Origin of the sequence: Corallococcus sp. BB11-1, from assembly GCF_026626625.1 — a bacterium.
GTDB lineage: Bacteria > Myxococcota > Myxococcia > Myxococcales > Myxococcaceae > Corallococcus > Corallococcus soli.
On the sequence record NZ_JAPNJY010000010.1, the window covers coordinates 182,532 to 197,081 of the forward strand.

15 protein-coding genes are annotated in these 14,550 nt (G+C 69.6%); 8 read left to right on the forward strand and 7 right to left on the reverse strand.

Going from position 1 to position 14,550, the window contains the following annotated elements:
* The first annotated feature begins 89 nt into the window (after positions 1-89).
* Complete coding sequence (locus tag OV207_RS10815) at positions 90-947, forward strand: YsnF/AvaK domain-containing protein (RefSeq protein ID WP_267554767.1); 858 nt, start codon at positions 90-92, stop codon at positions 945-947.
* Positions 948-1,022: 75 nt separating this feature from the next.
* Here OV207_RS10815 and OV207_RS10820 read toward each other — a convergent pair whose 3' ends face one another.
* The 5 genes from OV207_RS10820 to OV207_RS10840 all read right to left on the reverse strand — a co-directional run bounded on the left by OV207_RS10820 (position 1,023) and on the right by OV207_RS10840 (position 6,283).
* A complete protein-coding gene (locus OV207_RS10820) occupies positions 1,023-2,525 on the reverse strand; it encodes a serine/threonine-protein kinase (RefSeq protein ID WP_267554768.1) in 1,503 nt (500 codons plus the stop codon).
* Between the two features lie 54 nt (positions 2,526-2,579).
* Positions 2,580-2,885, reverse strand: coding sequence for a hypothetical protein (locus tag OV207_RS10825; RefSeq protein WP_267554770.1), 306 nt, complete (start codon positions 2,883-2,885; stop codon positions 2,580-2,582).
* A 97-nt stretch (positions 2,886-2,982) separates the two neighbouring features.
* Positions 2,983-4,812 (reverse strand): molecular chaperone DnaK, encoded by a 1,830-nt coding sequence (gene dnaK, locus OV207_RS10830; RefSeq protein ID WP_267554772.1) that lies wholly within the window; start codon positions 4,810-4,812, stop codon positions 2,983-2,985.
* A gap of 2 nt (positions 4,813-4,814) precedes the next feature.
* The gene (grpE, locus tag OV207_RS10835; protein WP_420715200.1) at positions 4,815-5,684 is read right to left on the reverse strand and encodes a nucleotide exchange factor GrpE; all 870 of its coding nucleotides are present in this window, start codon (positions 5,682-5,684) and stop codon (positions 4,815-4,817) included.
* Between the two features lie 95 nt (positions 5,685-5,779).
* Positions 5,780-6,283 carry a transcriptional regulator gene (locus OV207_RS10840; protein ID WP_267554775.1) on the reverse strand — a complete coding sequence of 168 codons (504 nt, stop codon included), beginning with the start codon at positions 6,281-6,283 and terminating at the stop codon, positions 5,780-5,782.
* A gap of 248 nt (positions 6,284-6,531) precedes the next feature.
* Here OV207_RS10840 and OV207_RS10845 point away from each other — a divergent pair, with 248 nt between their 5' ends.
* The 5 genes from OV207_RS10845 (at position 6,532) to OV207_RS10865 (ending at position 11,349) form a co-directional block, all read left to right on the forward strand.
* Complete coding sequence (locus OV207_RS10845; RefSeq protein WP_267554776.1) at positions 6,532-8,880, forward strand: putative Ig domain-containing protein; 2,349 nt, start codon at positions 6,532-6,534, stop codon at positions 8,878-8,880.
* A 49-nt stretch (positions 8,881-8,929) separates the two neighbouring features.
* On the forward strand, positions 8,930-9,574 hold the full coding sequence (locus OV207_RS10850; protein WP_267554777.1) for a hypothetical protein: 645 nt from the start codon (positions 8,930-8,932) through the stop codon (positions 9,572-9,574).
* Complete coding sequence (locus OV207_RS10855; protein WP_267554778.1) at positions 9,571-10,179, forward strand: head protein; 609 nt, start codon at positions 9,571-9,573, stop codon at positions 10,177-10,179. Before OV207_RS10850 ends, OV207_RS10855 begins: the two co-directional genes overlap by 4 nt.
* 106 nt (positions 10,180-10,285) lie before the next feature.
* Positions 10,286-10,789, forward strand: a complete 504-nt coding sequence (locus tag OV207_RS10860; protein WP_267554779.1) for a hypothetical protein — start codon at positions 10,286-10,288, stop codon at positions 10,787-10,789.
* On the forward strand, positions 10,786-11,349 hold the full coding sequence (locus OV207_RS10865) for a head protein (protein ID WP_267554780.1): 564 nt from the start codon (positions 10,786-10,788) through the stop codon (positions 11,347-11,349). Before OV207_RS10860 ends, OV207_RS10865 begins: the two co-directional genes overlap by 4 nt.
* Before the next feature lie 15 nt (positions 11,350-11,364).
* On the opposite strand, the gene OV207_RS10870 is transcribed toward OV207_RS10865, so the two are convergent.
* The gene (locus OV207_RS10870) at positions 11,365-12,018 is read right to left on the reverse strand and encodes an outer membrane beta-barrel protein (protein WP_267554781.1); all 654 of its coding nucleotides are present in this window, start codon (positions 12,016-12,018) and stop codon (positions 11,365-11,367) included.
* Between the two features lie 392 nt (positions 12,019-12,410).
* Between OV207_RS10870 and OV207_RS10875 the strand changes: the two genes are divergently transcribed.
* Positions 12,411-12,857, forward strand: coding sequence for a hypothetical protein (locus tag OV207_RS10875; RefSeq protein WP_267554782.1), 447 nt, complete (start codon positions 12,411-12,413; stop codon positions 12,855-12,857).
* Positions 12,858-12,870: 13 nt separating this feature from the next.
* Positions 12,871-13,557, forward strand: coding sequence for a hypothetical protein (locus OV207_RS10880; protein ID WP_267554783.1), 687 nt, complete (start codon positions 12,871-12,873; stop codon positions 13,555-13,557).
* Between the two features lie 52 nt (positions 13,558-13,609).
* Here OV207_RS10880 and OV207_RS10885 read toward each other — a convergent pair whose 3' ends face one another.
* Positions 13,610-14,401, reverse strand: coding sequence for a hypothetical protein (locus OV207_RS10885; protein WP_267554784.1), 792 nt, complete (start codon positions 14,399-14,401; stop codon positions 13,610-13,612).
* Between the last annotated feature and the right edge of the window lie 149 nt (positions 14,402-14,550).

Below are 14,550 nucleotides of genomic sequence, written 5' to 3' on the forward strand. Positions count from 1 at the left end.
CCCCCAGGAGCCCCAACCCAGTGCGACGGACGACCTCCGGCGCTCCGCCCGGCCACACGACCCGATGTGAAGGCACAAGGAGCCAGTCCATGATCAAGCGCAACGACATCAAGGAAGGCATGACCGTCCGCAGCAGCGACGGGGAGAAGCTGGGCAAGGTGTTCGCCGTCAGCGACGCCGAGTTCCACATCGAGAAGGGCATGTTCTTCCCGAAGGACTACCTGGTCCGCTACGCGGAGGTGAGCGACATCCGCAACGGGGAGATCTACCTCAACCACGGCCGCGAGGCCCTGAGCGGCCTGTCCGACGCGGGCAGCATCGCGGGCCGCGGGGGTGGCGCGGGCGTGGGTCCCGGCGCCCTGGGCGCGACGGGGGCGGCGGCCACCGGCACGGCGAGCGGCATCGGCGCGGGCCTGAAGACGGGCACCCAGAAGATTGGCGACGTGCCCAGGACGGGCGTCCAGGAGCGGGACCTGCGCGCCAACCTGAAGGAGGAGCGCATCGGGAATGAAGACGTCACGCTGCGCACCCACCACGAGGAGCTGGAGGCCGTGAAGCGCCAGCACCGCGCGGGCGAGGCCCAGGTGCGCAAGGTCGTCGTGGAGGAGATGCGGACCGTGACGGTCCCCCTGCGCCACGAGGAGGTGGAGGTGGTGCGCCGGGCGGCGAACCCGAACACGCCCGACACGGCCAGCTTCCAGGAGGAGACCATCCGCATCCCGCTGAACGCGGAGGACGCGGAACTCCAGAAGCGGGTCTACGCGGATGAGGACATCGACATCCGCAAGCGCTCCATGGAGGAGACCCGCAGCATGGAGGGCCGCGTCCGCCACGAGGAGGTGGAGGGCGTGACCGTGGTGCGCACCGCCGACGAGGACCTGGACGACGAGAAGCGCCGCGCCGGCTACAAGGCGTCGCCCGATGTGGACCCCATCAAGCGTCGCTAGCGCGCGCCGAGGGAAGTCCCACCGGGCCGTGTGTCGCCCCCGCATGCCGCCTTCCCGGGGCCCGCGGGGGGCGGCTCAACGTCCGCGTCCTGGCGGGCGTGGAGGGGGACGGGCGACCGGCGTCGCGCGCGTCGGGGCCTCGCGGATGGGGCTGACGGAGGTCTCCATCCGCTGCGCGTCGCGCAGCCGCTCCGGGAAGAGCCGGGCCGTGAGGGCCGCCAGCACCGTGTCGCGCGCGGGCGGGCACGCGGTCACCAGCCGGTCCGCCATGGCGTGGGCGGAGTCGAAGCGGGACTCGGGCGCCTTGGACAGCGCCACCGACAGGACGTTCCACAGGTGCACCGGCACCTCCGGGGGCCTGAGGAGCTTGTCCTGGCAGATGGCCTTCATGGTGGCCAGCTCGTCGTCGCGGTCGAAGGCGCGCCGGCCGGTGAGGGCCTGGTAGAGGATGAGGCCCATGGCGAACAGGTCGCTTCGCGCGTCCAGCCGCTGGCCCAGCGCCTGCTCCGGGGACATGTAGAGCGGCTTGCCCTTCACGATGCCCGGCAGCGTCACCGTGCGCTGCGCGCGCACCTTCGCCACGCCGAAGTCCAGCACCTTCACCTGTCCGTCGAAGCCGACCATCAGGTTGTGCGGTGACAGGTCGCGGTGCACCAGCTCCAGCGACGCGCCGTCCTCGCCCTTGAGCCCATGCGCGGCGTGCAGCCCCAGCAGGGCCTGCGACACCACGGCGGACGCCACCGCCGGCTCCAGCGGCCCCTTGAGCGCGCGCAGCAGCCGGTCCAGGTCGATGCCGTTCACCAGCTCCATGGCGATGTAGTAGGCGCCCTGCGCCTCGCCGAAGTCGTAGACGTGCACGAGGTTGGGGTGCGACAGCCGCAGGCCGATGCGCGCCTCGTCCAGGAACTGCTGCACCATCTCCGGCTGCGCCGTGAGGTGCGGCAGGATGCGCTTGAGCGCCACCAGCCGGCCCAGGCCCTCCGGCCCCCGCGTGCGGGCCACCAGCACCTGCGCCATGCCGCCCGTGCCCAGCGGCTTCACGACCTCATAGCGGCCAATGCGCCCGCGCTGCACCGGCGTGCCCTCCCGGTCCAGCTCGTCCAGCCGCTCCAGCGGCCCCCGGCCGTCCGTCAGCGCCAGGAAGGACAGCACCGCGGAGTCCAGCTGTTCGCCAATGGCCTCCACCAGCCCCATCACCCGTCCGCCGCCGTCCGCGAAGTTGCCCTCCACCACCAGCCCCAGCCCGCCCAGGTTCAACCGCCCCAGGGTGAGCTGCTGGCAGAAGAGCGTGCGGCCATCGGGGAGCTGCTTCGGCCCGCTCCAGTGCGCCGCCGCGAAGACGTCCGCGCCCAGCTCCCCCAGCACCCGCGTGAGCACCGGCCCGCGCGTGCCCCGGAGCGACACGAAGCCCGCGCGGGCGTGCACCATCCGCGCGCACTGCGTGAGGAACACGTCCAGCCCGGTGTCCAGGTCCAGGCCGCGCTCCAGGCAGTCCTCGAGGATGTCGTCGGCCATCCGGTGCACGGCCGTCAGGCCGCGCAGGAAGGCGAGCTCTTCTTCCGGGGAATGGAACTCCACGCACCCATCAATACCCGAAAAGCCGGCGCAGAGAAGCGCCCGGGAGGTGGGGTGTCAGACGCGCTCGCGGCCCAGGCGCGCCACGGGGGCCAGCCGCTCCAGCGGTTCGGGGCTCCCCAGGGTCGGCGTGACGGGGCGCTCCAGCATGCCGTGCAGGTCCAGCATGTACTCCAGGTGGGCCACGCGGGCGCGCAGCGCCTCCAGCTCCGGGCCCCGGGCGCCGCCGCCGGCCTGGGCTTCCCGCACGCGCAGCCAGGTGTCCACCAGCGGCTTGAGGGCGAAGCGCAGCGTCAGTCCCAGGAAGGGAATGCCGATGAGCACCGTCAACATGATGGCCACGACGGCTTCTTGAGTCGACATGCGGGGGCTCCGGGGTGGAACGGGAGGCGGGCTCCCCCGGTACGGACGAGGGCGCCGGGCGATTGCGGCCCGGCGCGCCTTTCGTCCCCGGCGCGGCTCAGCCGGACTTGGCCTGGTCGCTGTAGATGGCGTCGGCGATGCGGTAGGCGCTGCCCTCCAGACGCTGGAAGGCTTCGCGCAGGGCGCCGACGTCGGAGGTGTTGAGGATGGAGCGCAGGCGCTCCAGGTCCGCCTTGATCTCCTCGCGGTCCTTCTCCGACAGGAGGCTGGCGTACTCCTCCAGGCTCTTCTCCGTGGTGTAGATGAGCCCGTCCGCGTTGTTGCGCAGCTCCGCCAGCTCCTTCTTCTTCTTGTCGTCCGCGGAGTGCGACTGGGCGTCGGAGATCATCGTCTGGATCTCCGCCTCCGACAGGCCGGAGTTGCCCACCACGCGCACCTGCTGCTGCTTGCCGGTGCCCAGGTCGCGGGCGCTCACGTGCACGATGCCGTTCGCGTCGATGTCGAAGGACACTTCAATCTGCGGCACGCCGCGGGGCGCCGGGGGGATGCCCACCAGCTCGAAGCGCGCGAGCGTCTTGTTGTCGGCCGCCATCTCGCGCTCGCCCTGGAGGACGTGCACGGACACGAGCGGCTGGTTGTCCACCGCGGTGGAGAACACCTGGCCCTTCTTGCAGGGGATGGTGGTGTTCTTGTCGATGATCTTCGTGAACACGCCGCCCGCGGTCTCCACGCCCAGCGACAGCGGCGTGACGTCCAGCAGGAGGACGTCCTTCACCTCGCCCTTGAGCACGCCGCCCTGGATGGCGGCGCCCACGGCGACGACCTCGTCCGGGTTGATGCCCTTGTGGGGCTCCTTGCCGAAGAACTCCTTCACCTTCTGCTGCACGCGCGGCATGCGCGTCATGCCGCCCACCAGGAGCACCTGGTTGATGGCCTGGGCGGTGACGCCCGCGTCCTTGAGCGCGATGCGGCACGGTTCAATGGAGCGGTCGATGAGGTCCGCGACCAGGGCCTCGAAGGTGGACCGGTCGATGGTCTCCGTGAGGTGCTTGGGGCCGGACGCGTCCGCGGTGATGAACGGGAGGTTCACCTCCGTCTCCGGGGCGCTGGACAGCTCGTGCTTGGCGCGCTCGGCCGCTTCCTTCAGGCGCTGGAGCGCCATGCGGTCCTTGCGCAGGTCCAGGCCGTTGTTGCCCTCCGCGAAGCGCTTGGCCAGGTAGTCGATGAGGCGCTGGTCGAAGTCCTCGCCGCCCAGGAACGTGTCGCCGTTGGTGCTCTTGACCTCGAAGACGCCGGAGGTGAGCTCCAGGATGGAGATATCGAAGGTGCCGCCGCCCAGGTCGTAGACGGCGATGCGCTCCGTGGGGCTGTCCTTCACCTTGTCCAGGCCGTACGCGAGCGCCGCGGCGGTGGGCTCGTTGATGATGCGCAGCACGCTCAGGCCCGCGATGCGGCCCGCGTCCTTGGTGGCCTGGCGCTGGCTGTCGTTGAAGTAGGCGGGGACGGTGATGACGGCCTCGGTGACGGGCTCACCCAGGTAGTCCTCCGCCGTCTGCTTCATCTTCATCAGCACGATGGCGCTGACTTCCGGCGGACTGTAGCCCTTGCCGCGGATCTCCACCCACGCGTCGCCGTTGGGGCTGGCGGCCACCTTGAAGGAGCTGACGCCAATGGCCTTGCGCGCCTCGGGCGAGTCGTACTTGCGGCCGATGAGGCGCTTGGCCGCGAAGACCGTGTTCTCCGGGTTGGTGATGGCCTGCCGCTTGGCGATCTGCCCCACCAGGCGCTCACCGGAGTCGGTGAAGCCCACCATGGAGGGGGTGGTGCGGCTGCCTTCGCTGTTGGGGATGACCACCGGCTCGCCGCCTTCCATGACGGCGACGCAGGAGTTGGTGGTGCCCAGGTCGATACCAATCACCTTCGCCATGACTACTGACTCCCCCCGGAGGAACTCTCGGAATCCGCGGGCGCCCCCGGCGCCTCGCTGCTGCTCGACTGAGACTCGGTGCTGGCGGGCGCATCCCCGGCGCTGGCGGCGGGCGCGGGCGGCGGGGCGGCCTCCGGCGCGCGGGCGACGACGACCATCGCGGGGCGCACCAGCCGGTCATTGAGGTGGAAGCCGCGCGTCACCTCATAGACGACGTGGCCGGCGGCGACCTCCGTGGTCTCCACCTGCTGGATGGCTTCGTGCACGCGCGGGTCGAAGGGCAGCCCCTTCGCGCTGAAGCCCTTCACGCCGTGGCGGCCGAGCGCGTCCTCGAAGGACTTGCGCGTCATGGCCACGCCCTTCTGGAAGCTGTCGAAGTCGGTGGACTTGCTGGCGGCGTCGAGCGCGCGGTCCATGTTGTCCACGACGGGGAGCAGGTCCTTGAGGAGCTTCTCCGCGCCGAACTTCTGGACGTCCTCCTTCTCCTTCTGGGCGCGCTTCCTGTAGTTCTCCAGGTCCGCGGCGGCGCGCAGGGCGCGCTCCTGGAAGTCCTTGGCGCGCTCGTGCGCTTCCTTCAAGCGCTCCAGCGTCTCGCGGGCCTTGGCCTGGCTGAAGTCCAGCTGCGCGCGCAGCGACTCCACCTCCTGGCGGAGCGCGGCCGCGTCCTCGGTGGGGGGGGTGACCTCGGGGGTGGGTGCGGCCGCCTCGGCGTCTGAGGCGGCGATCTCCACCTCCACCTCCGTCTCCGAACCCGCGGTGTCCGCTTCTTCGTCCATCCGACGCTCGACGCTACGAACCGCGTCGTCGATCACGTCCTGCCCGATGTCCGTCTGGATGCTGCCCTTGTCATTGGTGCCCGACACGGCGCGCACTATCTCACGCGCCGGGGAGCGATCCAACAGGACCCGAGGGGGGGGCCACGCCGTGCCCTGCATGCGGGCAGGCGCTCTTCACGTGCAACGGAACTTCACGCTCCGGGCGCGGGTTTCTTGCGGCCCAACGTTTTCTTGGAAGCTGATTTCTTGGCGGTCCTGGCGCCCTTGGGGGCCGGAGCCGGGGCGGCGGCGGCCTTCTTGCGGCCAATGGACTTGGGGGCCTTCGCCTTGGCCTTGTCGGCGCTCTTCGCCCGGGCGGGGGCGGCGGCGGCCGGCTCGGGGGCGGGCTCCGGCGTGGCGGCGGAGGCGGGTGGAGGGGTCCCCGCGCCACCGGCGCCGGGCTTGAAGGCCTCCTCCACGGTGGTTTCGACGCGGCGCACGGCGGTCTCAATCTTCTCCGTGGCGGTCTTGGTGGTGGCGGCGGCCCAGGTGCGCAGTTGCTCCAGGCCTTCCTTCACCTTGGCCTGCTTCTCCGGGTCCTTCACTTCCTTGAGGAGACGCTCGGCCTCACCCCGGAGGTCGTCCGTGGTGCGCTTGAGGTCCTCGCCGGTGCGCTTGAGGAAGTCCATCAACTGCCTGTCCCACTTCTCGGCCATGACCCGTCTCCTCCGCTCTGGCTGCCTGAATCCATCCCACTGCACGCCCGACAGGAGCGCAAAGCCCTCCGCCCTGTCCAGACATAGACGGCGGGATGCGCCATCGATTGCCTTGTGGCGGTGCGTCAGGCGCCCTCCCCCGCCGCAAGCGGGGGACCGCACGACAGTCCACTGCCAGACACGTTAAGGTGCTCCCCCTCTGCCGGAAAGCCGCATTCGTACGGGGCCCGGTGCTGGAGCCTTCCATCATGTCGCGGTCCATCCAGGCGGTCTGGTCGCTCGTCGTGCTCACCACCGTCGTGTCGCTGTCCGCCTGTGGTTCGGGGGAACCGGGGACGGAGGGGCCGGTGTTGCCGGCGGTCACGCTGCGCGCGGCGACGGTGGGCGCGCCCTTCGAGCACGTGCTGACCGCCTCCGGGGGCAAGGCGCCCCTCACCTATTCGGTGGGCGCGCTGCCGCCGGGCTTCTCCTTCTATGGAGACACGGGCCGGCTGGTGGGGCCCGCCACCGAAGCGGGTGAATGGACGCTGACGGTGGGCGTGCGCGACGCGAAGGGCGCCCAGCAGACGCGGAGCTATTCGCTGAAGGCGTGGCCGGTGCCGGCCATCGCGACCGTGTCGCCGCTGCCGGACGCGACGGCAGGCAGCGCCTATACGTTCACGTTCACGGCCACCGGGGGGGCGCCGCCCCTGACCTGGTCGCAGACGGGCGGCGCGCTGCCCTCGGGGCTGACGCTGACCGGCGACGGGGCGCTGACGGGCACGCCGCAGGGACCCGCGCTGTATGAGTTCACGCTGCGGGTGGAGGACGCCAACGGCGTCCGCGCCGAGTCCGTGCTGCGGCTGCCCCTGCGCACCCCGAACGGGGAGCTGCCGGACGGCGGGCCGGTGACGGACGGTGGGACCAGGACGGACGGCGGGACGACGACGGACGGTGGCCCGGTGGTGTCCGTGCCCCTGAAGGTGGGCAACTGGAACATCGAGTGGTTCGGGGACACGACGCCCGGCAATGGTCCGGACAACGAGCCCCTGCAGCTGGCCAACGCGACGGCGGTCATCGCGGACGCGGGGCCGGACGTGATGGGCGTGGCGGAGATCATCGACGTGGCCCAGTTCAACGCGCTGAAGGCGGGGCTGCCCGGCTACGACGGCTTCCTCGCGAACGACTCCGCGCGGGTGGGCGGCGAGTACTACTACTACGGCGCCGCGCAGCAGAAGGTGGGCGTGCTGTTCAAGACGGACGCGGTGCAGGTGCTGGGGGCGAACGTGGTGCTGGCGTCCTGCTCCAGTGACTTCGCCGGGCGGCCGCCGCTGCGCGTGGACCTGCGGGTGACGCGGGGTGCCACGCAGGTGGACCTGACGGTGATGGTGCTGCACATGAAGGCGTTCGCGGACGCGGATGCGTATTCGCGGCGCCAGTCCGCGTCGGAGTGCCTCAAGAGCTACCTGGACACGACCCTGCCCACGCAGAAGGTGATGGTGATGGGGGACTGGAATGACGACGTGGACATGTCCATCTACGCGTCCCAGACGTCGCCCTTCCAGAACCTGGTGGGCGACCCGACGCGCTACAAGTTCCTCACCCAGCCGCTGTCGGAGGCGGGCGTGCGCTCCACGGTGAGCAACAGCCAGTTCATCGACCATCAGCTGGTGACGAACGAGCTGGTGCCGTACCACGTCGCGGACTCCACGGTGGTGCTCAGGCCGACCATCGCCAGCTACCGGGACACCACGTCCGACCACTACCCCATCTTCAGCCGCTTCGACTTCGGCACGCTGGCGCAGGCGCGCAGCGTGAAGGTCACGGCGCCCAACGGCGGCGAGACGCTGTCGGCGGGTAGCACGTTCGCCATCACCTGGACGTCGAGCAACGTGTCGCAGGTGAACGTGCAGTATTCGTTGGACGGCACGGTGTGGCGCGACGTGGCGACGAGCGTGGCGGCGGCGAGCGGGCGCTACACGTGGACGGTGCCGAGCGAGTCCTCCACCACGGCGCGGGTGCGGGTGGCGGACGCGACGCGCGCGGACGTGGCGGACCTGAGTGACGGGGCGTTCACGATGACGCGGCCGACGCAGCAGGTGTTCATCAACGAGTACCTGGCGCAGCCGGTCAACGGGCCGGCTGGAACGCCGGACTACGATCAGCAGTTCGTGGAGCTCTACAACGCGGGGCCGGGGTCGGTGGACCTGAGCGGCTGGAAGCTCCACGACGCGAAGTCGTATTCGGGCGCGGATGCGGCGCGACACACGTTCGCGCAGGGCACGGTGCTGCCGGCGGGCAAGGGGTACGTGGTGTACTCGGGCATCACGGCGCTGCCGCAGGCGGCGACGTACGCGACCGTGTCCAACGGGGGCCAGGGCCTGAGATTCGACCGGGGCATCAACCAGCAAGGCGCGGGCGACTCGGTGTACCTGGTGCGCGCGGATGGCACGGTGCAGGACAGCCATTCGTATGCGAGTCCGCCCATGGATGTGTTCCAGGGCTGGTCGTTCAACCGGAAGCCTGACAGGAGTGCCACGGGGTCCTGGGGCCTCTGCTACGACCTGGCGTCCTACGCCGCGACCCCAGGACGCAGGGCGGACGGCAGCGCGTTCTGACGGTTTCGCGAGGCACGACTTCCACCTGGGAAGCTGCTTGGGTGGATGCATGACTTCGCGACCCCGTGCGTTGAGCGTGGATCCGGTGTGGATGCGCCTCACGGCCGTGGCGCTGTGCGTGTGGCTGTCGGCCTGTGGGACGGCCCGTGCGGCGGTGGCTCCGGCTCCGGAGGAGCTTCCGCGTCTGGTGCTGCTGCTGCGGGAGGCGCCGGACGGGAGCTTCACGCAGGAGTGGCGTCCGGCGCTGGCGTCCGAGCTTGCCCGCTACGTGCAGGCGGAGCAGGGCCGGCGCATCGTGCGGACTGCGCGCTCCGTGCGCGATTGCGATGCGGAGCATCTGGAGTGCATGCGGGAATGCTTGAGCCGCCCGCTTCCTGCTGGGTACGGGCATTTCCGCAGCCCGCGCGGAAGGGGAGGGAAGGAGTCGTACTGCAACGGCAAGTGCCTTCAGCCCCTCTTGGACTGCGCAGAGTTGGAGAAGCTCCGTCCCCAAGAGCTGTCCTCCGTGACGGAGGCTTCAGGCTGGGCAAGCCGTCATCGCGAGTCACTTCTCATCGGGAGCGTGGTCGTCATCGCGGGTGTTGTCTTCGTCATCGTGTCCGCGGGGGCAGGTCTCGTCGTCCTGGCCCCTGCCCTGCTCCTGGCAAGCTTCGACGGTGACTCCGCGCTGCACCTGGCAGAGGCTCTTCCATGACCCGACTCCTCGACCAGATTGAAGTGCTTGGGCAGATTCTGCTCGACAAGGTTCCCGCGACGCCTGGAAGCGAAGAGGCGATTCGCACAGCCGCGACCGCCATTCAATTCATCCAGGACACCGGCCAGAGCTACGACTTCGAGGACTATGTCCAGAGTCTCGAAGCCCACGCGCCACCTCTTGCCATGGGTCGGTTCGCGACCCGGGAAGAGGCAGAGGCTGGGATGAATGCTCGGAGACGGCCTCCTGCGGTGGTCTTCGTGCTGATCGCGGATGTCTACCACTCCGCCATGTACATCCCGTCGCTCGGGAAGGTCCGGCTGGTCCCACTTCCCGTCATCCTGGAGCACTACCTCGCGGACATGGCGAATGACGGCCCCAAGCCTTCGGGTCTGTCCTTCCAGTCCAAGGCCGAAGCGGAGGCCTGGCTCCACCAGCAACCCACGCCCCCGCAGCAGGTCGTCGTCATGATTGCCGGCGCCCCGTTCCTGGCCGCCTACCACCACCGCATCGACCACCGCGTCCTCTATCCCCTGCCCCCGCCCACGCCTCCTTCTTCGGATGTTCTTGAGGCGCCTCGCGACGAGGGTTCTGATGCGAGCTGACGCCGTTGGGATGCGCCTCACGGCCATGGCGCTGTGCGTGTGGCTGTCGGCCTGTGGGACGACCCGTGCGGCGATAGCACCGGTTCCGGAGGAGCTTCCCCAGCTCGTGCTGCTGCTGCGGGAGTCCCCGGACGGGAGCTTCACCCAGGAGTGGCGTCCGGCGCAGCCGTCCGAGCTTGCCCGCTACGTGCAGGTGGAGCAGGGACGGCGCATCGTGCGGACCGCGCGCTCCGTGCGCGATTGCGACGCGGAGAACATCGAATGCGTCCGGCGGTGCATGAGCACCCCACTGCCTCGTGGGTATGGCCATGTCAGGCTCCCTCGCGGGGCCGGAGGGAAGCATGCGTACTGCGAGAAACAATGCCAGCAGCCCTATCTGGACTGCACCGAACTTGAAGAGCGCCAATCGCAAAAAATCTCTTCCGTGGAGGCCGCTTCTGCCTGGGCCCAGATCAATCAGCGCGCCATCCTCGTGGGAGTCGTGGTCGTGATCGCGGGAGTCAGCTTCGTCGTGGTCTCGGCGGGCGCGGGAGTCATCGTGCTCGCGCCGGCCCTGCTGCTCGCGGAATCTGGCATGCCTCCGGAACACCTCGTGGAGAGCACACCATGATGCACTTCTTCGACAAGCTGGAGGTCCTTGGAAGGCATCTGGAAGCCAGCGCATCGGACAAGGAGAAGGAGGCCCTCCGCTTCGCCATGGACTCCCTCTACTTCATCATGAGCACCGGGCAGTCCCTCGACTTCGAGGCCTACATCCGGAGCGAAGAGGCCCTCGCGCCCCCCCTCGTCATCGCCCGATTCGAGACACGACAGGAAGCGGAGGCGGCCCTGAACGCACGCCGTCCGCCACTCGACCAGGCCTATGTGTTGGTGGCGGATGACTATTATTCCGCCATGTACAACCCGAAGAACGGTCGGACCCATCTGGTTCAACGCGGTCTCCCGGAGCACTACCTCGCGGACATGGCGAATGACGGCCCCAAGCCTTCGGGGCTGTCCTTCGAGTCCAAGGCGGAAGCGGAGACGTGGCTCCACCAGCAACCCACGCCCCCGCAGCAGGTCGTCGTCATGATTGCTGGCGCCCCGTTCCTGGCCGCCTACCACCACCGCATCGACTACCGCGTCCTCTATCCCCTGCCCCCGCCCACGCCTCCTGCATCGGAGACGTGAGGGACCGGGACGTGACTACAGACGGATCTGCAGGCGCACGCCGGGCTGGATCCAGACGTGGAGCGACTTCTGGTCGCTCGGGATGTCGATGCTGCGCTCCGGCTCCTCGAACACCTGGGCGGTGAGGTCCGAGTACTGCCCCAGCGACGCCGAGATGTACGGCCCCACCGCGATGGAGCGGGTGAGCTGCAGGTCCACGCCGAAGTGCGCGTGCCCCAGGTCGAACCCCTTCAGGCCCAGCTTCGCGAGCGTCGGATCATTCCCCACCTTCAGGGAACCCATCTCGTAGCCCACGCCCACGCCCAGCCAGGGGCTCACGAACCCCTCCGGCGCGAAGTGGTAGTCCAGGTCCACGCCAAACCGCAGCACCCGGCTGGAGCACTCGGTCGTGTCCGTGCACCCGTCAGGCTTCGCGATGCCGTACTGGAAGTAGCCGCCCAGCGAGAGGTGCCGGTTGAAGAAGTAGGAGAGGTCCACCTGCGGCGCCACCGTGTTGCCAAACGTCTCCGACAGCGACATGCCCTCCGCCGCGTCGCCCACCGGGATGCCGTATGCCCCGCGCACGCCCAGCGCCAGCCCGGAGCCCGAGGACGCCTCCTGCGCCAGCGCGGGCGCCGCCAACAAGGAAAGGGACATCACCAGCGAGGGGATGAAGGGTCGAGCAGTCATGTCGTTCACCGGAGAAGAAGGCCGTCGTCCGACGGCGGATGGGTGCGGCGGCGTCGCGCATTGCAAGGGCACGGCCACCGCGCATCCGGAGTCTCGCACCCGGGCGTGTTCCCATCGTCCATCCGCCTCTCCCCACGAGGAGGATTCCTCCCACGCGAGGGATGCGCCGCCCCGTCCCCCTCTTCCCTGGGTCATGACAGGCATGTCAGGACCGGACGGCTGGCGGGTGCGTCCCCCTGTCCCGCGCACGCCCGGAACCTGACAGGCGTGTCAGTCCTTTCAGGGCATTTCCCCAGGCCCACGCCCGCCCAGACACGGATTCCCCGGGCTGGCCCGCTTCGTGCGAGGGTCCCGGCGAATTCCAGGCATTGAGGCCCCGAGGGAGGATTCACATGCGACGTGGATGGCTGGGCATGACGCTGCTGGTGCTGACGGCGTGTGGCGAGGACGCGAGCCTGGAGGTGGCGCTCGCGGAGGTGAATGGCTCCGGCGTCACCGGGACGCTGTTCGTCGCGGAGACCCCGGGCAAGTCGGGCCTGGGGGAGACGCGCTTCTCCTTCACCGCCATCGACAACACAGCCATCGCCGCGTCGGCGGCCCCACGGCCGACCGTGGGCTTCCTGCACGAGGGCCGGTGCGCGGCGCTCGGCATGTCCGAGCACACGGAGGGCTTCGAGCCGGACGGCTCCGCGCGGCAGACGTACTACGCCGTCGACGGGCACGACTCCCACGCGGAGCAAATCGACGCGTACAAGGGTTCGCACGCCTTCGCCATCCACCTGCGCGTCACCGACTTCTCCGACGACAGCGGCGCGGTCCTGGCCTGCGGTGACCTCTGAGACACGGGCCGACATGGAACCCTTGAACGAGACCTCCGAAGTCGTCCGCTGGCTGAGCGCCGAACGCGCGAACCGGGGCCTGGCGCGCATCGAGCTGGCCGCCGCGTTGAAGTACCAGGGCGAAATCCACGACGAAACGTTGATCCTCACCGCGCCGGACGGAGCGCTGAGCTTCGGCACCCTCCCCGAGCCACAGCGCGCCCAGGTCCAGGCCCTGCTGCGTCAGCACCATGCCGAGCAGCCCGCGCGAGGAAACGTCGAGCTGTCCGTGGTCTGCGACGCGACGCCCGTGCCTCGCATCCAGTTGACGGACGAGCTGCAACGGCAGCGCGGCGAACAGACGCAGGCCCGCGCCGAGGCCTCCTTCGACACCCGACCCTACGGACGCGCGCTGGCGCAGCGCGTGGCCGAAATCCTGGATGCCGGCGGTGAGCTGTCCATCACCGTCGACCCCCGGGAGGGCGTGCTCCGGGCGCTGTGGAAGTCCGGGGATGGGACGTATGCCCATGGCCTGCGGTACGCGCAGGGGGACTCGAAGCCGTCGGTGACGCTGGCTTCGCGGGAGGCGTTCATCCGCTGGCTCGCGGACCGCAGCGATGAGGTCTTCGCCAAGGAAGACCGTCCGGACAATCCGCTCGTCTGGGGCCACGGGACGTTCAACCGCGCGTACTTCGCCCGGAAGACGGGGCAGCGGGCGTAGGTCCCGCGCCCCGACAGCCAGGGGCCCTGGAGGAGCGCCCCTGGCGGGTCGCCTAGAAGCAGCGCGCCCGGCCCGTCACGCTGACCTGGCCCGAGTTGCCGCCCAGGTACCAGTAGCCGTTGCTCTGGAAGGTGCGGACGTACTCTCCGCCGCCCTCGAACTTGCCCTTCACGTACGTCAGGGCGCAGGAGCGGTTCGTCACCGCGCCCAGCAGGGCCGCGGAGTTGCCCTGGTTCCAGGTGACTTCGCTTTCGTAGGACGCCACGTTGATGCAGCGGGCACGAGCGCGCAGGCTGGTCTGGTTGGTGTTGCCGTTCAGGTACCAGGATCCGCCTTCGACATAGGCGTGGACCCACTCGCCTCCGCCGTGGAGCTTGCCGGCGAGCCCCGTCAGGAAGCACACGCGGCCGGTCGCCGTCCCCATGTACGTGGGGTAGTTGGACGCCTGCGTCCATTCGTACTGCTGCGAATAGCTGGACACGGAGGCGCAGCGCGACGCCCCGTTGATGCCCGACTGCGAGGAGCCGCCCCCCAGGTACCAGGAGCTGCCGCTCTCGTAGATGTCCACCCGCTCACCCCCGCCCTCGAAGTCGCCGCCCACGCGGGTCAGGAAGCAGGCCCGGTTCGCGGTGGCGCCCAGCGGCGTCGCGCCGTTGCCCTGCGACCAGGTGTACTCGGCGGTCGCCGCCAGTTCCTGCGTCTGGTCTTCCAGCGTCGCGGGCGCCTGCTCCGCGACGGCCGTGGTGGTCGGCTCGGACAGCTCGGACGGAAGGTCCTCCGGGCCACAGCCCCACAGCACGGCGGGCATCGACAGGGCGAACACGAGATGACGGAGCTTGGACATGATTGGGTTTCCTGGTGTTGAGATGGGTTTGAAGCCTGGAAGCGCCCGGGGTCGGGACCACCGTGCATCTCTTCCGTGGCGTGGGAGTGCTTGAGCAAGGCGTGTGCCGGACCTGGCGGACGGGGCGCGGCGGCGCGTCTCCCTCGGGA

What these genes read in the sequence shown, in the direction of transcription:
- OV207_RS10845 (WP_267554776.1), top strand. Translation starts at nt 6,532, where the DNA reads ATGTCGCGGTCCATCCAGGCGGTCTGGTCGCTCGTCGTGCTCACCACC.
- OV207_RS10825 (WP_267554770.1), bottom strand. Translation starts at nt 2,885, where the DNA reads ATGTCGACTCAAGAAGCCGTCGTGGCCATCATGTTGACGGTGCTCATC.
- OV207_RS10815 (WP_267554767.1), top strand. Translation starts at nt 90, where the DNA reads ATGATCAAGCGCAACGACATCAAGGAAGGCATGACCGTCCGCAGCAGC.
- OV207_RS10875 (WP_267554782.1), top strand. Translation starts at nt 12,411, where the DNA reads ATGCGACGTGGATGGCTGGGCATGACGCTGCTGGTGCTGACGGCGTGT.
- OV207_RS10880 (WP_267554783.1), top strand. Translation starts at nt 12,871, where the DNA reads ATGGAACCCTTGAACGAGACCTCCGAAGTCGTCCGCTGGCTGAGCGCC.
- dnaK (WP_267554772.1), bottom strand. Translation starts at nt 4,812, where the DNA reads ATGGCGAAGGTGATTGGTATCGACCTGGGCACCACCAACTCCTGCGTC.
- OV207_RS10885 (WP_267554784.1), bottom strand. Translation starts at nt 14,401, where the DNA reads ATGTCCAAGCTCCGTCATCTCGTGTTCGCCCTGTCGATGCCCGCCGTG.
- OV207_RS10840 (WP_267554775.1), bottom strand. Translation starts at nt 6,283, where the DNA reads ATGGCCGAGAAGTGGGACAGGCAGTTGATGGACTTCCTCAAGCGCACC.
- OV207_RS10870 (WP_267554781.1), bottom strand. Translation starts at nt 12,018, where the DNA reads ATGACTGCTCGACCCTTCATCCCCTCGCTGGTGATGTCCCTTTCCTTG.
- OV207_RS10855 (WP_267554778.1), top strand. Translation starts at nt 9,571, where the DNA reads ATGACCCGACTCCTCGACCAGATTGAAGTGCTTGGGCAGATTCTGCTC.
- OV207_RS10850 (WP_267554777.1), top strand. Translation starts at nt 8,930, where the DNA reads ATGACTTCGCGACCCCGTGCGTTGAGCGTGGATCCGGTGTGGATGCGC.
- OV207_RS10865 (WP_267554780.1), top strand. Translation starts at nt 10,786, where the DNA reads ATGATGCACTTCTTCGACAAGCTGGAGGTCCTTGGAAGGCATCTGGAA.